The sequence below is a fragment of the Gilliamella sp. Choc5-1 genome (assembly GCF_001690595.1).
GTDB lineage: Bacteria > Pseudomonadota > Gammaproteobacteria > Enterobacterales > Orbaceae > Gilliamella > Gilliamella apicola_M.
The window spans coordinates 1-15611 of record NZ_LZHH01000094.1 but is presented as its reverse complement, the minus strand read 5'-3'; the positions used below and the strand labels follow the sequence as shown (position 1 = coordinate 15611).

Annotated in this window: 20 protein-coding genes; 6 read left to right on the top strand and 14 right to left on the bottom strand. The window is 33.5% G+C overall.

The window, feature by feature from the left end; genetic code table 11:
* The 6 genes from A9G35_RS08400 to A9G35_RS08375 form a co-directional block, all read left to right on the top strand.
* The coding region (locus A9G35_RS08400; protein ID WP_141673840.1) for an integrase core domain-containing protein at positions 1 to 334 on the top strand (334 nt) is incomplete at its 5' end.
* A gap of 266 nt (positions 335 to 600) precedes the next feature.
* Positions 601 to 780, top strand: a complete 180-nt coding sequence (locus A9G35_RS08395) for a hypothetical protein (protein WP_141673839.1) — start codon at positions 601 to 603, stop codon at positions 778 to 780.
* Between the two features lies 1 nt (position 781).
* Positions 782 to 1855 carry a hypothetical protein gene (locus tag A9G35_RS08390; RefSeq protein WP_065636479.1) on the top strand — a complete coding sequence of 358 codons (1074 nt, stop codon included), beginning with the start codon at positions 782 to 784 and terminating at the stop codon, positions 1853 to 1855.
* A complete protein-coding gene (locus A9G35_RS08385; RefSeq protein WP_065636478.1) occupies positions 1855 to 2040 on the top strand; it encodes an N-acetylmuramoyl-L-alanine amidase in 186 nt (61 codons plus the stop codon). Before A9G35_RS08390 ends, A9G35_RS08385 begins: the two co-directional genes overlap by 1 nt.
* Before the next feature lie 11 nt (positions 2041 to 2051).
* A complete protein-coding gene (locus tag A9G35_RS08380; RefSeq protein WP_065636477.1) occupies positions 2052 to 2465 on the top strand; it encodes a hypothetical protein in 414 nt (137 codons plus the stop codon).
* The gene (locus tag A9G35_RS08375; RefSeq protein WP_065636476.1) at positions 2449 to 3141 is read left to right on the top strand and encodes a tetratricopeptide repeat protein; all 693 of its coding nucleotides are present in this window, start codon (positions 2449 to 2451) and stop codon (positions 3139 to 3141) included. Before A9G35_RS08380 ends, A9G35_RS08375 begins: the two co-directional genes overlap by 17 nt.
* A gap of 292 nt (positions 3142 to 3433) precedes the next feature.
* Here the strand turns inward: A9G35_RS08375 and A9G35_RS08365 are convergent, their stop codons facing one another.
* The 14 genes from A9G35_RS08365 to vgrG all read right to left on the bottom strand — a co-directional run.
* Positions 3434 to 4675 (bottom strand): Bcr/CflA family multidrug efflux MFS transporter, encoded by a 1242-nt coding sequence (locus tag A9G35_RS08365; protein ID WP_065636474.1) that lies wholly within the window; start codon positions 4673 to 4675, stop codon positions 3434 to 3436.
* Positions 4676 to 4793: 118 nt separating this feature from the next.
* A complete protein-coding gene (locus tag A9G35_RS08360; protein WP_176701410.1) occupies positions 4794 to 5252 on the bottom strand; it encodes a hypothetical protein in 459 nt (152 codons plus the stop codon).
* Between the two features lie 11 nt (positions 5253 to 5263).
* A complete protein-coding gene (locus A9G35_RS12945; RefSeq protein ID WP_081300171.1) occupies positions 5264 to 5944 on the bottom strand; it encodes a glycoside hydrolase family 19 protein in 681 nt (226 codons plus the stop codon).
* Positions 5945 to 6263: 319 nt separating this feature from the next.
* Entirely contained in the window at positions 6264 to 6878 is a 615-nt protein-coding gene (locus tag A9G35_RS08350; protein WP_065636472.1) for a hypothetical protein, read from the bottom strand.
* Positions 6879 to 6984: 106 nt separating this feature from the next.
* The gene (locus A9G35_RS08345) at positions 6985 to 7560 is read right to left on the bottom strand and encodes a hypothetical protein (protein ID WP_065636471.1); all 576 of its coding nucleotides are present in this window, start codon (positions 7558 to 7560) and stop codon (positions 6985 to 6987) included.
* Between the two features lie 38 nt (positions 7561 to 7598).
* The gene (locus A9G35_RS08340; RefSeq protein WP_141673838.1) at positions 7599 to 8270 is read right to left on the bottom strand and encodes a hypothetical protein; all 672 of its coding nucleotides are present in this window, start codon (positions 8268 to 8270) and stop codon (positions 7599 to 7601) included.
* Positions 8239 to 8985 carry a glycoside hydrolase family 19 protein gene (locus tag A9G35_RS08335; RefSeq protein ID WP_065636469.1) on the bottom strand — a complete coding sequence of 249 codons (747 nt, stop codon included), beginning with the start codon at positions 8983 to 8985 and terminating at the stop codon, positions 8239 to 8241. Before A9G35_RS08335 ends, A9G35_RS08340 begins: the two co-directional genes overlap by 32 nt.
* Before the next feature lie 31 nt (positions 8986 to 9016).
* Positions 9017 to 9562, bottom strand: coding sequence for a hypothetical protein (locus A9G35_RS08330; protein ID WP_141673836.1), 546 nt, complete (start codon positions 9560 to 9562; stop codon positions 9017 to 9019).
* A 39-nt stretch (positions 9563 to 9601) separates the two neighbouring features.
* Positions 9602 to 10057, bottom strand: a complete 456-nt coding sequence (locus tag A9G35_RS08325; RefSeq protein WP_065636467.1) for a hypothetical protein — start codon at positions 10055 to 10057, stop codon at positions 9602 to 9604.
* A 255-nt stretch (positions 10058 to 10312) separates the two neighbouring features.
* The gene (locus A9G35_RS08320; RefSeq protein WP_065579622.1) at positions 10313 to 10969 is read right to left on the bottom strand and encodes a hypothetical protein; all 657 of its coding nucleotides are present in this window, start codon (positions 10967 to 10969) and stop codon (positions 10313 to 10315) included.
* Positions 10970 to 11133: 164 nt separating this feature from the next.
* Positions 11134 to 11376, bottom strand: coding sequence for a hypothetical protein (locus tag A9G35_RS08315; protein WP_065636466.1), 243 nt, complete (start codon positions 11374 to 11376; stop codon positions 11134 to 11136).
* 164 nt (positions 11377 to 11540) lie between these two features.
* Complete coding sequence (locus A9G35_RS08310) at positions 11541 to 14435, bottom strand: hypothetical protein (RefSeq protein WP_065636465.1); 2895 nt, start codon at positions 14433 to 14435, stop codon at positions 11541 to 11543.
* 11 nt (positions 14436 to 14446) lie between these two features.
* A complete protein-coding gene (locus A9G35_RS08305; RefSeq protein ID WP_065636464.1) occupies positions 14447 to 15097 on the bottom strand; it encodes a DUF2345 domain-containing protein in 651 nt (216 codons plus the stop codon).
* Positions 15078 to 15611: type VI secretion system tip protein VgrG (gene vgrG / locus A9G35_RS08300; protein ID WP_141673835.1), on the bottom strand; the 534-nt coding region annotated here is incomplete at its 5' end. The genes A9G35_RS08305 and vgrG, both read right to left, overlap by 20 nt.

Here is a 15611-nt window from a genome sequence, read left to right as displayed (position 1 = left end):
CGATAGGCAGATTGTCGGTTACCATGTTGGTCAACATAAAACAGCAGAGCTTGTTATGTCGGCATTAAGCCAAATTAAACTGCCATTATCGAAATTAGATTTATTTCATTCAGACCGAGGTAAAGAGTTTGATAATCGGTTATTAGCGGATTGTTTTAAGACATTTAATATCACGCATTCATTAAGCAAGAAAGGATGTCCTTATGATAATGCGGTAGCGGAAGCGACATTTAAAACAATTAAAACGGAATTTGTAAAAGGCCAACGTTTTAACTCAACGGCTGAGTTACAACGCGCTTTTTCGGCTTATGCTTATTGGTATAATCATAAATGATTACATTCTTCGTTAGGCTACTTGCCTCCCGTTGAATTTAAAAAACACTTACCCCTTAATTTTTTTGTTTGAAAATGTGTTGCCATTCCACAGATAATGGAAATATAGAAGAGGGGGATGGTTATAAATATTGAGGAAGAGGCTTAGTTCATTTAACGTGGAAAAATAATTATAAAAAAGCGAGTGACTATTTTGGTATTGATTTTGTTGATCAACCCGATAAAGCAGCTGAACTTGATTATGCTGTACCAATCATGATTTGGGGAATGATGAAAGGGATTTTTACTGGTGGTAAATTGCCAGGGTATATCTATAAAAGTCATATTGATTACAAAGCAGCAAGAGCAGTAATAAATGAAAGTGATAGTGCTGATAATATAGCCTTTTTTGCGAGGCTATTTGAATCAATCCTTCGAGAGACGTCAAATTTAACTGAGGAATTTTAGAATGAGAAAAATAATATTATTGATATTAGTGATGATAATCAGTGCAGTTTGTTCAGCAGAAGAATCTTGCTTAACTAAAAAAAGCATCACAAATCAAAAATTTAATATTAACTCTAAGTCTTATAAGTTTATATCTTACTTTTGTGAAAATAAAAATAGTGATGAAGATGATTTTTTTTCGGAGTCAGGAATACTAGAAGTACATGCAAAAAATTTCAATAAATCATATAAAAATGTAATTGGAATATGGGGCATGCTGAATATTAGATTGGATTCATGGAATAATAAGTCTGCATTTAATTACATTATGCCGGCTGCCGAAACTACTGAAGCCAATATACCTATTATGATTAAAAATAATGAGTTAATGGTTCAATGTGTATATATCAACCAAAGATTAAAAAATTTTATGGAAGCCAAATATTCTTATTGTGGCGATAAAAAAATTATCGAAGATGGATTTGGTAAAGAAGGGTTTGAAGATTTATTTCCTGAGTTTTACTTATACAGTATCTACAATAATATATACTTTCCAGAAAGTAACGAATATTTATCTCATAAAAAATTTGATGCTTTTATTGGTAAAATAGATGATATCAGTTTTTATCGACGTTATTCATCACTTGATGATTATTCTTCAAATAAATTTACAGTTGTTATGGTGAATAAGGAAAAAGAATACCATTTTAAAGAATCAGAAATTTACCAGCGAATGGTGGGTAAAACCAGTTCAGAGGGTTTTATTGGTTTAGATATTATTGATGCAAAAGGGAATACTACTTTTTATGATAAACAGCGCTTATTAGAACTACTAAATAAATCTACTCTAAAACCCAATATCACGTCTTATATTCAACAAGAAAGAATCAATCTTTATAGTAACCCCAATGAAAATGAGCCAACAAGTATGTATTTAGTACAAAACGATTTTGTCAAAATTCTGGATGTCATTTGGGATAAAGACCAATATTCTAATGTCTGGTTTAAGGTAAGCTATAGTAGTAAAAAGCACGGAGAAATAATAAAATGGATTAGAGGGTATGCTTTTAATCCTTGGAGTTACGGTGAAGGGTGATGATTACAAATATTGTAAGAAACCTTCAGGTTTTAAGAGCTTCAAATAAAACTAAACGTAAAGTTCTCGTTGAGTTAGGATTTATTACATCACCGAAAGATGCAAAAGCCTTATTTTCAAATATTGATCTAATTGCTCGACAATTATATGAAGGGTTACTAAAAAATATTAAAAAATTTTATTAAAAGGTTGCATAATGAAAAAAATAATTATTTTACCGCTCATTTCTTTGTTTATTGCTTTTCATTCTTTTGCTAACTCTGTAAAAGAAAATTTTGATCCTTACGCTATATCATCAATAATATCGAGCACTTCAAATACTCCCTTTTGTTATTCATTTCTTATTGATTATTATCCAAATGGTCAAGTAAAAGAAAAAGGTTGTCAAGGACATTATAATGCGACTGGTATTTTTGTGGGTAATTGGTATGAATATGATTTATTGGGTATGCTTGTTCGTACTAGGTATTATCATCCTGATGAGTTTGGTAAAGATTATAAAATTATTATAACCTATGATAAAAATGGTAAGGTTTTAACAAAAAAAACTTTTAATTATAGCGATTTATATGAAACAGAGGAAGTGGAAATTGATGAAATACCTAAGTAAGAAACTCGCACTCATAATAATGTTATCTTTTATACTGTGCAACTCAAATATTTTAACCGCTAATGCTAACAAAAATAATTTAATTATACAAGCGGAAAATGGCGATAAAATTGCCCAATATTCTTTAGCTAATCTACTTTTATCTCAGAGTGTTGATGAAAAATATGATGACAAAGTTTTTTATTGGTATCAACAATCCGCGCAACAAGGATATGCACAAGCTCAGTTTGCTTTAGCTATTCTTTATGAAGAAAAGGATAATAATGAACAAGCCATTATCTGGTTAGAAAAAGCAGCCAAACAAAATCATGTACAATCTCAATACTCTTTAGGGGTTAATTACAGATTTGGATTTTTGGGAGTTAAACTGGATAATTCAAAGGCATTATATTGGTTAACAAAAGCGGCTAAACAAGGTTATACAGCTGCTCAAGTTGAGTTGGGTAATTTATATTTAACAAGTAGTGAAATTGATCCAGATTATAAAAAAGGAATTGATTGGTATAAAAAAGCTGCCGAAGCAAATAACCCTTTTGCGCAACTTAATTTAGGGATCATTGAAAAAGCGCAATCAAATTATAAAACCGCACTATTATGGTTTGAACGTGCATGTAAAAATAATCTAACTGATGGTTGTCAACTAGCATCTGAAATGATTGCAAAAAAACAACAATAAATCTTGCAAGAAAACACTCACAAGCTTCAAAAAAAGGCACCAACCAACACCAAAATTTTATACTAAAGGAACTACTATTGGCATTGGAGGATTTAAGAATTCAACTGTAGTAAAAATGATAAATAATCCGAAAGGATCTTATGCTTATAATTCATTAGAAGAAGCATGGTTATCTTGGAGTTGTAAACACCCTCTTGTAAAACGACATCACCAATGATATCAGCAGATTTTGCGATAAAACAATTTTGATGAATTTGTGGATGTAAATCACCTAGTTGATAGATCATAATTGTTACCTTTTATTATTTTTGATGCTCAAAAATAAGCTCACAGAAATAAAATTACATAACACCATAGAGCCAACCATTAGCGACTCTGTTGTATTATTGACCGTTATGGATTGCGCAGTTGGCGTTGATACCAATAATGATAATAATATGCCTATTGCTCCAGCGATTGCAAAACGAATTGTACCGGCAAGAGATGAGGCTGTACCTGCAATATAGGGATAAAAGTCTAAAACGATTGCCACACTATTTCCACCAATGGTTGACATACAACCAATATATCCTGCAACGCAAATAACAAGATAGGCAAATCCGAGATTAAATAATGTTACGATAGTAAGACCTATTGCCATAACAAATTGGATCAAAAGACCGAGCTGCATCATTTTAATCGAGCCTACATGTTTAACAAGACGGCTATTTAATGTATTCATAAACACCATAACTATTATATTGAATGCAAAGTAGTAACCCAAATTAGTTGATGCAACACCGTGTAGATTCATATATACAAAAGGTCCTAAGCTTAAAAATGAAAATAATCCAGCTCCAGAAAATGCACCTAACATCATATAAATTAATACTTGGCGATGCCTGAACAGTGTAATAAAATTACTTAAAATACGAATTAAACTAAATTTATCGCGTTTTGTTTTTGTAAGTGTTTCAGGAATAAATGCGATCACTAGACCAAAGCAAGTCAAAGCAATTAGGCTGATAGTGTAGAAATTGGCTTGCCAATTAAACCAATATAAAATAAATCCACCAATAATTGGTGCGAGTAATGGTGCTACGTTGGATATCAGCATGACAAACGACATCATTTTAGAAAATTCGTCACGATCACGATAAATATCTTTCATTAACGCATTAATGACTATTGCTGTAGCCGCTGCCGCAATGCCATGGAAAAAACGAGCTATAATTAATTGATTAATATTGTTGGCAATACCACAGCTTAACGCTGCAACTATAAAAATAATTAGCCCAAAAATGAGAACATTACGACGCCCATAACTATCTGTGAGTGGTCCAAATAAAAGTTGTCCAACAGAAAATCCTAACAAATAGCAACTAATTGTTAGCTGTACCGTGCCATCGGTTACATTAAAATCGTGTGCAATTGTTGGCATACTGGGTAAATACATATCTATGGATAAAGGCATCAACATAGAAAGTAATCCAAGGATAAAAATAAGCGCTTGTTTGGAAATTTTAATATCACTTAAACAATCTTGAGTTGGCACGTCATACTTCCTTCAAATTTTTTAAAATGCACCTAAAAATATGTCATATAAATGTGTTGCCATTCCAGCGTTTAATCTTATTCATATTTATTCCTTTTTTAGTTGTGATAAGTTTACCTTACCCCTTAAAAAAGTTGTATGAATTAGTGTAGCCGATCCAATATTTCTCCTTTTCTTTATAAAGTTTTTCATACCACTTTCCTCCATCAAGAAAACGATTAATTAATTGATCATTGGTTTTCTTATAATCACATAACTGAGAACCATCGCTTAAAATTTGTTTCCCTTTAGCTTGAATAATATGATTTTTTATTTCATAAAGCGAATAACACTTATTTGGTGTAGAATTATATTTTAATGTCATCAATAAATAATTTTGACCAAAAAATTTGTCAATTGATAAGATTGACTCATCAATTTCATCATTCAACTCAATGGGTACTTTAATATGTTGACAATCAGAACTATTATCAAAACAATGATAAATTGATTGTTTTATTTTATTAAATTCTATACTTCGATATGAATGTGTCGTTAGGAAATAAAAAAATAACATTGATATTTTTAATAATTTCATGTTTTTAATCATTACTCTAATTCCCATTCTTCTTTTATTTTATTAAAAATACTAATTCTATGCTCCAAACCGCTTCTACCTCCATTTACAGCCTTCGTTACCAATGTCACATTATCTTTTTCATTATCAATAAGTATATTAATATCTCCATTAGCATTATATTTTTTATATATACCTCCATTAAAACTCCAGAACCAACAAGATACATCAATTGAGTATTTCATATTTTGTGCTATTAAATCTGAATTTGCTACAAAATCAACACCTTCGTACTTGGAAAATTTAATATAATTATTCTTCCAAGTAAGTTGTATCAAACCTCTACCCTTGTATTTAGATCCATCCCCTTTTTTTGTATTTCCATTCTTAATAGCATCTTTATGGACATCTGGCTCATAGTTAATTCCTGAGGAAAATTCCAATGTTGATTCAAATCCTGCTGATTCATGAAAACATTGTGCTAAAAAATGAGCTTTTTGATATGGAGTTGTAATATTAAATTTTTTCAATGAGCTATTTAATAGCGATACAAAAAGAGTTTTATCAATCTGATAAATATTTGGATAATTTAGAATAAAGTTTTCTTCAAAGGTTTTTCCTCCACCTTTTCCATTAAACCACTTCCCAGTTTTATTCATCACTTTTTCAAGAAAGTCTGTAGTTATTTGATATTTTTTATTAACAATACTCATAATTTGAACAGGATGAATAAACCACGCCCTACCATCAGCACTAAGCGTGGCTAGTGGGGCTGAGTCTGTTGGGGGGGGTGTTGTGGTATTGGTTGTCTCGCCATTTTCTGGGGGGTGTCTTTGGGTTGATTCAACTTAGCTAAGCCTTTAGCAACATCATCCCACCACAACATCTTTTTTATCTTCTCTTTGTTCTTTTCCCAAGCCATGACTTTTTGTTCTAGCTTTTGTATTTGTGTATAAATTTCAAGTTGTTCTTGGTTCAGCTTTTGCTGTGGGTTGCTTTTATAGTCTTCTGGGAACTTTTCAATTTTTCTTCTTAGGGCTTCAAAGCCTTTTTTTCTGACTGTTGTTTGCTTGTTTCTACCTTGTTGATATAAGCATCAAGTTTTGCTTCATTTCCTTTAGTTAAATAATTCAGTACATTGTTGGCATTTTCTGTCATTTCACTATTTAACGCTTCCCATTTTGGCAATTTGCCTTCTGAATCAAGCTTGCCATACCATTCACTTTCATAATGGATTAACATGCGACTAAGTGCCGTGGCTAATACCGGCTTAGCAATAAGCCCTTTAAAACTGTCCGTTGTTATCATCGCATATTTTGGTGAGTTAGCACTGTATTGTTTGTCTAATATTGTTAATGTTTCTTTTATTGTTGGCGTGTATTGTTCAAGTGATGCATTATCCTTATTTCTGCTTAAGGTTTTTTTAGCACTCAGATAAATGTCTTTCAGGCTGGCATTTTCTTTAACTTGCTTAAAATCAAACCAATCCCAGCAACTCACTTTTTTCACACCTTCGCTTTCGGTTGATAGCCAACCAGGCGAGATAGTGTTATTTTTATCGTCAAGGGCTTTTTCTATGTATACCCATAAGGTATCTTGCTCATCCACCGCTCGATTGGCTCTTGCTTTAAAATGATTATCATTCATATTAAGTAAGAGCGGTGTGTCAATAATCAGTTTGCTACTAGTTAACTGGCTGTCTTGTAATGGGTGTTCACTCCATGCCTCGGTGTCTGTGGCTAATTCGATTTCATTATTGTTTTCTTTCTTTATTAAGATATTTTATTAATCCCTCTTTCGTTGAAAATTCGCAGCGTTTTTTTGTTTTAAAATTATCTATACATCCAATTTTTGCTACAAGAGCATCATCTCCTATAAAATATAATGCTCTTAACACACCATCATTATCAATTAATACTGGTAATTCAAAATAACGATAGTGTATGCTCGATTTAAAAACTTCTTTTGTTAGAATTAGGATTGATTTGCTTTTGGTTTTATTCTCTATATATTCATATTCAAAGATACTTAATAATTCATCATATTGATATGGGTAAATTTCAAATGCCTTATATAATTCTTTGTTATTATTAGTTAAAAAATAAACCTCTAAATTACGTCTTCCATCATCAAAAGTATTGCTAAGAAATAGAGCAGTACCTTTCTTACCTTTATATTCAACATCAATTGGTGGATGAGCGATGTTATTATATTTGGGAAATCGATATTCTTCTGGAATAGTATCTAAATCCTCATCAGAATTGGCATAGGCATTTTGCCCTGTAAAAATTGAGCTTAATAATATAAACAACATTGTTTTGAACTTCATTGTAACTCCTCATTCAAAAGAAATAGAATTAAAATCTTTTATTTTTTTATCATATTATCAAAAAACTCCCTTATCGATGAAGCATCTTTATACTTACATATTTGTGTGTTACCCAAATAATCAATACCACCATCAATACAGTTATCTAAACCAGCAATACTTATTCTATCTGTCTTGAATGATTGGATATACAATCCTCCTTCTTCTTTTAAAACTGAAAATCGAACATTCGAATATAAAGTTTCCTTCCCCGATTTATTTTTTTGAAGAACAAAAATCATGGGCATTTCTTCATTAGGATTATAACTAAAAATTGATAATATCTCGTGGGTGAAAATAGTTCCAACTTCATTTAGTTTAAAATTACCTAAATTAAAATTATAAACAAGATGATGGTTTTCCTTATTAGGATCTTTGGGATTTGCAGGAACAAATAACAATATTGATTTCAATCCATCGTAATTTACTAATACTGGAGGATGGACAGTACTAATTGCATTATAAAAATCAATCGAATAGGCATGAGAATATTCTCCGTTATCATCTTCATCATCTTCTTCGTATTGCTGGGTAAAAGGAGAGAAAGTTGGTAATATTTTTAATGATAACGGTTCTTTTTTTGCATAGCAAACAAGAGGAAAGCTGCTTAGCACAATAAATATTATAAAATTAAAAGTTTTAAATATTTTGAAAGATTTTTTTATCATCATAGATTTCCTTGAAATGATTATACCTATCTTTATAACTTTTAGTATGCTGATTGATTTTTCCAGTTATCAGATTTACTGTTGACTCATCAGAACCTTGATCTGCAACATTGTATAATTTATATTTAAGCCAAAAATAGACACCAGAATGAACTATATATTTATAATTTGTATGTAATAAATCTGGATTATAAACAAAATTAATGTACTCCCCACCCCAAATTTCCTGATATCCATTTGCAAAATCTACATAATTATCCCTACCCGTTAACTGTTTTAATCCTCTTCCTCTAAAATTCCAACCATCATCAGTATCTGAGCCAAGATTTCCTAATCTATCTCCCATGGCTTTATTTGCAACAAATTTTTGGCTCTCCTCAGATACAGTTCTTAAATTTTTTGGAGATCCATCTGGATAACCATGCTTTATTGCTTCTTCAGGATTATTTTTAAAATATTTATATGTTGTTTTTAATCCACTAACACTATAAGTAAAATTTTCTTCAGTTTGTAGTGATAAACCAACTTCTTGTCTAATTTGAGCAAAAAAATGACTTAATCTAAGAGGTGTATCAAGTTTATATTTGTTCATATGAACGTTAATATCATTTACTATGAATTGTAATAAATCTCGCCGATTATTTGATACAGAAGTGAAAATCTGCTTTAACATATCAACTGTTATACAAAATTTCGGTTTGAAATTAAATAATGCCACCGGATGAATAAGCCACGCCTTGCCATCAGCGCTAAATGTGGCCGGTGGGGGTGGTGTCTGCTTCGGTGGTTGGAGCGGTTGTGGCACTGGTTGCCTCGCCATTTTTGGGGGGCGTGTCATTTTGTTGGTTTAACTTCGATAAGCCTTTAGCAACATCTTCCCACCATAACATCTTTTTTATCTTCTCTTTGGTCTTTTCCCAAGCTGTTACTTGTTTTTCTAATGCTTCCATTTTGGCATAAGATTCAAACTGCGCTTTAGTCAACTTTTCCGATGGTGATTCTTTATAATCAGCAGGAAAACGGCTTATTTCTCGTCTTAGTGTTTCAAACCCTTTCGCTTCAGGCGAGTCCTTTGCTTTACCTACACGGCTTAAATATGCATCGAATTTTGCTTCGTCACCCGTTTGTAAATACGCTAATAGATTTTTAGCATTTTCCGTCATTTCGCTGTTTAACGCTTCCCATTTCGGCAGTTTGCCTTCAGCATCAATTTCACTATACCATTCGCTTTCGTAATTGACTAATAAGCGGCTTAATGCCGAGTACAATATCGGTTTATGATAAATAAATTCCAATCCTTAACCATACAATATTAATATGTCTACTCATTACTATTACATATCTGGTTCATAATGAACATATCTCAGACACTCACCTTTAGAACAACCAAATACTATTTGTTTGATGTTTTTTCCATAAAAAAATCCTAGACCACCCAAATTAATACTATATTTTTTATTTATTCCATTAATTAATAATTCACCTTTTATTTCACACAGATAGATATCAAACGAATTTATTTGAGCTGAATTGATATCTTTTTCAGCAGTAGCGAAAAAATGTATTATCTCTTTTTTATCTAATTTCCATTTATTACATAAATCTTTAAGATAGTCACTATTATCTACTTCTAATACCTTTTTTATCGACAATACTTTAATTACATCACGATTATTGGCATTAGTAACAGCTGGGATCAATGTTCCAATTGTCAGCAGGAGGATAAAGATTTTTACCTTCTCCACTTGTTTTATAAGCAATGCATTGATGTTGATACAAGTCTTTATCATTTAAATTAAACTCCTTTTGTAAAAAAATAACTAAATTTCTAATTGATTTCAATTGTTGCGATGTTGAGCCATCCCATTCCTTCGTTATTTTTTCATCATTCCACGCACGGATCTTCGCCAAAATATTAGAAATAGTCCAGTTCTATCATTTTTTAGTATCCAAATACTCTTTTACTTTTATCATAGAGAACTTTCTTCTTTTTGGCTGTATATTAGGAGGGAGTTAAATTTTATAAGCAGATTATTGTTTATCAATCAATTCCACTTATATTGTTTATAATTTGTTTCGTTTATCTTTTTAAAAATGCCTGAAGTACTCATTTGATATGTAAATCTTTTAGATTTTGCTTCACCCTTTCTAAAACCTTTACCGTTATTATCAATTAAATCATAATCAAGTAAATATTGCTCATTTTTACTAATTAAAATCGTCCCATTTTGTTGAATTGTAAAATCATTAAAGTATAACACTTCACCTTCTACATTTACTCGTTCATCTAGAACGATTACGTCAATAATGTTTCCATGATGATCATAACTATTTAGTTGAAAAACAAATACTGGCATATCATTATCAGTATAATTTATAAAAAATATACCTTTATATAAAATATTTTTGTAACTAAAATAAATAGCAGGATAATAGGAATCACTTCTACCAAATTTTGCTAATTTTCGCAAAATGCGGCATTCTTTATCAGAAAACCTAACTGATACTTTTTGATTTGGAGATATACGCAATTCTTCAGTTTTATCCTCCCAATAATAATATTTTGTTACGTCATTCGATGAATAAGGCAAACTTATTTTTTGATAATAATGTAGATCATTTTGTACATTATTACCCATTGCAAGATTAATATGACACAGTATGATAAAATATATAACTACAGGATAGATTAGGTTCTTCATTTTTTACGCTCCTTAATTTTATCCATATCATAAAACTGTACATGCAAATGATGATTATGGTGTGCAGTCTCTTTTGTTATATGGTTAGGAAATTTTTTAATTTTGTTTAAGGTATAACTCCAACCAAGCATATCTGTCCAACCAAATTTATACAAAGCATCATTCTACTGATTTTGACGTTCAACATCAAATAATTCAGGATGTAGATCAATATGAAGGCTTGTCCCATCTCCTTTTGCCAAAACTTCATCAATTCTTAAATATTTAAAATCACCATGATAACCATTATAATGGCTCTTACTGATCCCTGAACCACCAGTGATAGTACTAAACCCATTGCAACTAATATCAACAAAATTAACTTCTAGCATTGCGCCAAAAAAACTTGCTAAAGTATCACGATTCATGAAAAATCGTTTTTGACTACTATCTACATTAAAACAGTACTTCAGACCATGTTGTGAATATTTTTGACGAACTTCTCTTAAATCAATAAGATGAATGAATTTTGTAAGACCATATCTTTGGTGAGGGTAAAAAATATTTGTTACTTCAACATAATCATATATTCCTAATTGATGTACATGACTATTTTTATCATGATAGACATATTTATATTTTTTTCATAACCTTTTAATGTCTCTACTGGTATATGCCTTTCAATTTTTCCGTCATGATAAATATGATAAGTAACAATTCCTACTCTAGTGAAATAATCCATCATCGCCACCGGATGAATAAACCACGCCTTGCCATCAGCACTAAGCGTGGCTGGTGGGGTGGTTTCTGCTGGGGTGGTAGTTGTGGTATCCGTTGCCTCGCCATTTTTTGGGGGCGTGTCGTTTTGTTGGTTTAACTTCGATAAGCCTTTAGCCACATCATCCCACCATAACATCTTTTTTATCTTCTCTTTGGTCTTTTCCCAAGCTGTTACTTGTTTTTCTAATGCTTCCATTTTGGCATAAGATTCAAACTGTTCTTTAGTCAGCTTTTTCGAGGGTGATTCTTTATAATCTGCAGGAAAACGGCTTATTTCTCGTCTTAGTGTTTCAAACCCTTTCGCTTCAGGCGAGTCCTTTGCTTTACCTACACTACTTAAATATGCCTCGAATTTTGCTTCATCACCCGTTTGTAAATACGCTAATATATTTTTAGCATTTTCTGTCATCTCGCTGTTTAACGCTTCCCATTTCGGCAGTTTGCCTTCAGCATCAACTTTACTGTACCATTCACTTTTGTAATTGACTAGTAAGCGGCTTAATGCCGAGTACAATATCGGTTTATTTACAATACCTTGAAAACACGCTTCTTTTATACTTGCATAGGTATTTGTTTCAACAAGGTATTGTTTATCAAGAATGGATAATGTTTCTTTTATTGTTGGTTTATATCCTGATAATGAGTGATTGTCTTTATTGCGTTTTAAGGATTTGTCTGCATCAAGGTAGATGTCTTTTAATGTGCCCGTCTCTTTTATTTGTGTAAAATCAAACCAATCCCAACAACATACCCTTTTAGCGCCTTCGCCATTCACTAACACCCAACCTTTATTCGGTCGGTTTTTATCATCAAGTACATCAATTTTTAACCACAAGTTACCTTGTGCATCTATTGCTCGATTGTCTCTTAGCGATAACTTTGCATCATTCATCTCGACCAATAACGCTATGCCCACAATCAGTGTGCTACTTGCTATATTGCTTGCTTGTAAAGGGTGCTTAGTCCACGCCGCTGTGCTCTGTGCTAAAGATAACTCACCATCCGGTTTGGCTACTTTGGCAATAGCCGCTTCATTTTTTATCCATAATGTCTTTTTTTCTGTTTCTGATGAATAAATTTCAATCTGCAACCAAGCAACCTTGACATCTTGACTTAGTATCTTTATTTTGGTCTTTGCATAAGGTTTTCCCACTGTTGTATCTGCTGCAGTTTCTTTTTCCAGTAGTTTGACCTGTTTAGCTATACCCAAAAAGGCTTTATCTTCCTCTGGGGTTTTACTCGCTTCCGCTTGTGTTTGAGTAATATAACTTGCCAAGTCTTCACAGGTGAAACATTCAACATGTAAATGAGGGCAGAATTCTTTATCTTTTGACCCTTCTGGCAAAGTGTCTATATCAATATACTTACCATCTTTATCGGTTTTTTTAGTAATACCTTTATTTTGGTTATGACCTATATGCCCCACTAAATCACCCGCTTTAATCGGATAGGGCTTATCTAATACCACCACTTCGTTGTATTTTTTTCCTCTGACAATCTTTTCAAGGTGCTTATACAAAACTTTTTTCTTTTCTGTCGGTAACGGTAGTGTGGGTTTGCCATCTCTAACCACTTCAATTAACTCAGCATAACCGTCCTTACCGACATTCGATACTTTAATTTGCGTTCCCTCTGGTAGCATTGAGTAAAGTTTTTTATCGTTTTTATCCTTAAAGTCATTCCATATTTTTAAACCTTTAGAAAGCACTAGATTGCTATCACTACCTTTGATTTCAAATACGGATTCTGTTACTGCTTTTCCTGTATACACCCAACCTAAAATATCGACGCCTGCTTCTGTTTTATTAGATTTGCGAAGGTCTAATTTAGGAATTGAGGAATATCCTTCGACAAAACTCGAAACCGCGTACCATTTACATTCTTTATCATGCAAATCAAGATTTAAATTAACTTTTGTACCCTCTTGTAATACCGCAAGTATCTTTTCATTAGCACCTGTTCGAATACGTAATCCTATTACGTTGTCTAATTTATCGCGTTTAATCACACGATAAATATCCTGCTCCCAAAATGCGGGTGTTGGCTCGTTAGGATTTTTATCGTAATAGTTTGTATCCGCTAAATGCATATACAAACTATAAAAATAAAGACGGTGTCCTGGCTGTTTTTCTTTGGCTGGCTCAGTCGTGTTGGGCGTAGTCTCTGACGTTGTTGCCGCTCCAGATGAAGTAGATGTGTCGGTCGCTGTCTCTGTATTTGTCTGAGGGGTTGTAGGGGGGGTAGGTGTTGTCGTATCGGTACTATTACTTGTACTCGGTGATTGCGCCTGATTAGTATCTGCCGTTGTCCCTTCTGTGTTGGTGTTACCCGCGGTTGTATCACTTTCTGAGGCAGGCGTTTCTTCTTCTACACGCTCCATTTCAAGTAAGTGCCTAACCAGAACAAAACCAGTTGAGAAAAAAACAACTTCATCACCTTTATCTATTTTTTGATAACGGTCATTAACGCGATAGGCGATAACCTCGCCATCAGCAATACAATGCACTCTACGCTCTTTTTCATTCCCCAACTTTTTAAGCACATTTGAATCAAAATGAACACCACTGTGTATAAGCTTGTTTACACTGACAGGATAAAACCCTGTTGATGCTGACATTAATGCTTCATAATAAACACTTGCGCTTAATTTTCTTTTTTCATTGATAATAACAGGATATTTCCATTTTTTTACCGCTGATAATGTCATTTTTTAGTTCCTTAACCTGAAAAATTAATATGGTCACTCCCTATTAATCGCCTAAGCGCGACATCAACATCACTTTTTGAGAATTTAAGTTTATTATCATCTATACTCGCTGGCCCCATCTTCTGCATCACATTACACTTAAAATAAACATTATCCTGTGTGCCCAGTTCAATGCCTTCACTGCTGATTTTGATATAAGAGCCACCGCAAATAAGGGTGAGGTTGTCTTTGGCGGTAATGGTCACCTTGCCATCCACGCTATCAACTTTAACATCTTGCTTAGCAGCCATATTCAGATTGGCGTTTTGGGCTTGCAGCTCGATATCGCCTTGGTTGGCAAAGAGTTTCATCCCCGATTTTTGCGCGAATACCCCCACCGCCTCACCCGATGAGAGGGTGACGTTTTTTAAGCCGTTGATGTCGGTTTGGTTTTCACTGGTTAAGGTGAGGCTGTTAGCTGTCGATAGTTGGATATTTTCAGGGCTAGTTAGGGCGATGCCTTCTTGCGCATAGGCCAGTAAGCCACTTTGGGTTAGCTGCGTTAAGTTGGCCTTGAGCTGTTCTTGGCTGTCGGTGTCAGCGCGGTGCGCTTCGGACTGGGTAGCGGCATTTTGTAGCGCTTTGGCAATGGAGAGGGCATTTTCAAGTTGGGTAATTGCCAAGCTGTTTGCCTTGCGCTTTGGGCTGGGTGGTTAAGTATAAGCCTCTATTGGCAGCAATCGCCCCCCAGTCATCGGTGCGTAGTTCAAAACCTTCACCGCGGGGTTGTTTTTTTTCGTTAACTAGGTGACCAATATTAAGTTGCGTTTTGCCGTATTCAGTAGCCAGTTTGATGTGCTCTTGTCCGCGTTTGTCATCCATGCACAGTTTGTTATTAGCCGGGGTGCGAATGATGTTGCGGTGTTTGTTGATGGTGGTGATAGGGTCAGGGTGGGCACTGTCGTGCATGGCATGGGCAATATAGGGCCGGTCGGGATTGCCGTTCATAAAGGCGATGGCCACTTCGGTGCCGTCAATTAAGGGAAAGTGAAAGCCATAGGTGCTGCCTGCATACGGTTTGGCTAAACGTATCCAAAGGCTTTCTTCGCCATTTTTCCATGTTTTTAGGTCAAAGTTAAATTTAACGCGGTAGCGTCCTTGAGTGTCAATATAGCCATAGGTGTCATTGTCGGGACT

What these genes read in the sequence shown, in the direction of transcription:
- A9G35_RS08395 (WP_141673839.1), top strand. Translation starts at nt 601, where the DNA reads ATGATGAAAGGGATTTTTACTGGTGGTAAATTGCCAGGGTATATCTAT.
- A9G35_RS08390 (WP_065636479.1), top strand. Translation starts at nt 782, where the DNA reads ATGAGAAAAATAATATTATTGATATTAGTGATGATAATCAGTGCAGTT.
- A9G35_RS08385 (WP_065636478.1), top strand. Translation starts at nt 1,855, where the DNA reads ATGATTACAAATATTGTAAGAAACCTTCAGGTTTTAAGAGCTTCAAAT.
- A9G35_RS08380 (WP_065636477.1), top strand. Translation starts at nt 2,052, where the DNA reads ATGAAAAAAATAATTATTTTACCGCTCATTTCTTTGTTTATTGCTTTT.
- A9G35_RS08375 (WP_065636476.1), top strand. Translation starts at nt 2,449, where the DNA reads ATGAAATACCTAAGTAAGAAACTCGCACTCATAATAATGTTATCTTTT.
- A9G35_RS08360 (WP_176701410.1), bottom strand. Translation starts at nt 5,252, where the DNA reads ATGAAATTATTAAAAATATCAATGTTATTTTTTTATTTCCTAACGACA.
- A9G35_RS12945 (WP_081300171.1), bottom strand. Translation starts at nt 5,944, where the DNA reads ATGAGTATTGTTAATAAAAAATATCAAATAACTACAGACTTTCTTGAA.
- A9G35_RS08350 (WP_065636472.1), bottom strand. Translation starts at nt 6,878, where the DNA reads ATGAATGATAATCATTTTAAAGCAAGAGCCAATCGAGCGGTGGATGAG.
- A9G35_RS08345 (WP_065636471.1), bottom strand. Translation starts at nt 7,560, where the DNA reads ATGAAGTTCAAAACAATGTTGTTTATATTATTAAGCTCAATTTTTACA.
- A9G35_RS08340 (WP_141673838.1), bottom strand. Translation starts at nt 8,270, where the DNA reads ATGATGATAAAAAAATCTTTCAAAATATTTAAAACTTTTAATTTTATA.
- A9G35_RS08325 (WP_065636467.1), bottom strand. Translation starts at nt 10,057, where the DNA reads ATGATAAAGACTTGTATCAACATCAATGCATTGCTTATAAAACAAGTG.
- A9G35_RS08320 (WP_065579622.1), bottom strand. Translation starts at nt 10,969, where the DNA reads ATGAAGAACCTAATCTATCCTGTAGTTATATATTTTATCATACTGTGT.
- A9G35_RS08315 (WP_065636466.1), bottom strand. Translation starts at nt 11,376, where the DNA reads ATGAATCGTGATACTTTAGCAAGTTTTTTTGGCGCAATGCTAGAAGTT.
- A9G35_RS08310 (WP_065636465.1), bottom strand. Translation starts at nt 14,435, where the DNA reads ATGACATTATCAGCGGTAAAAAAATGGAAATATCCTGTTATTATCAAT.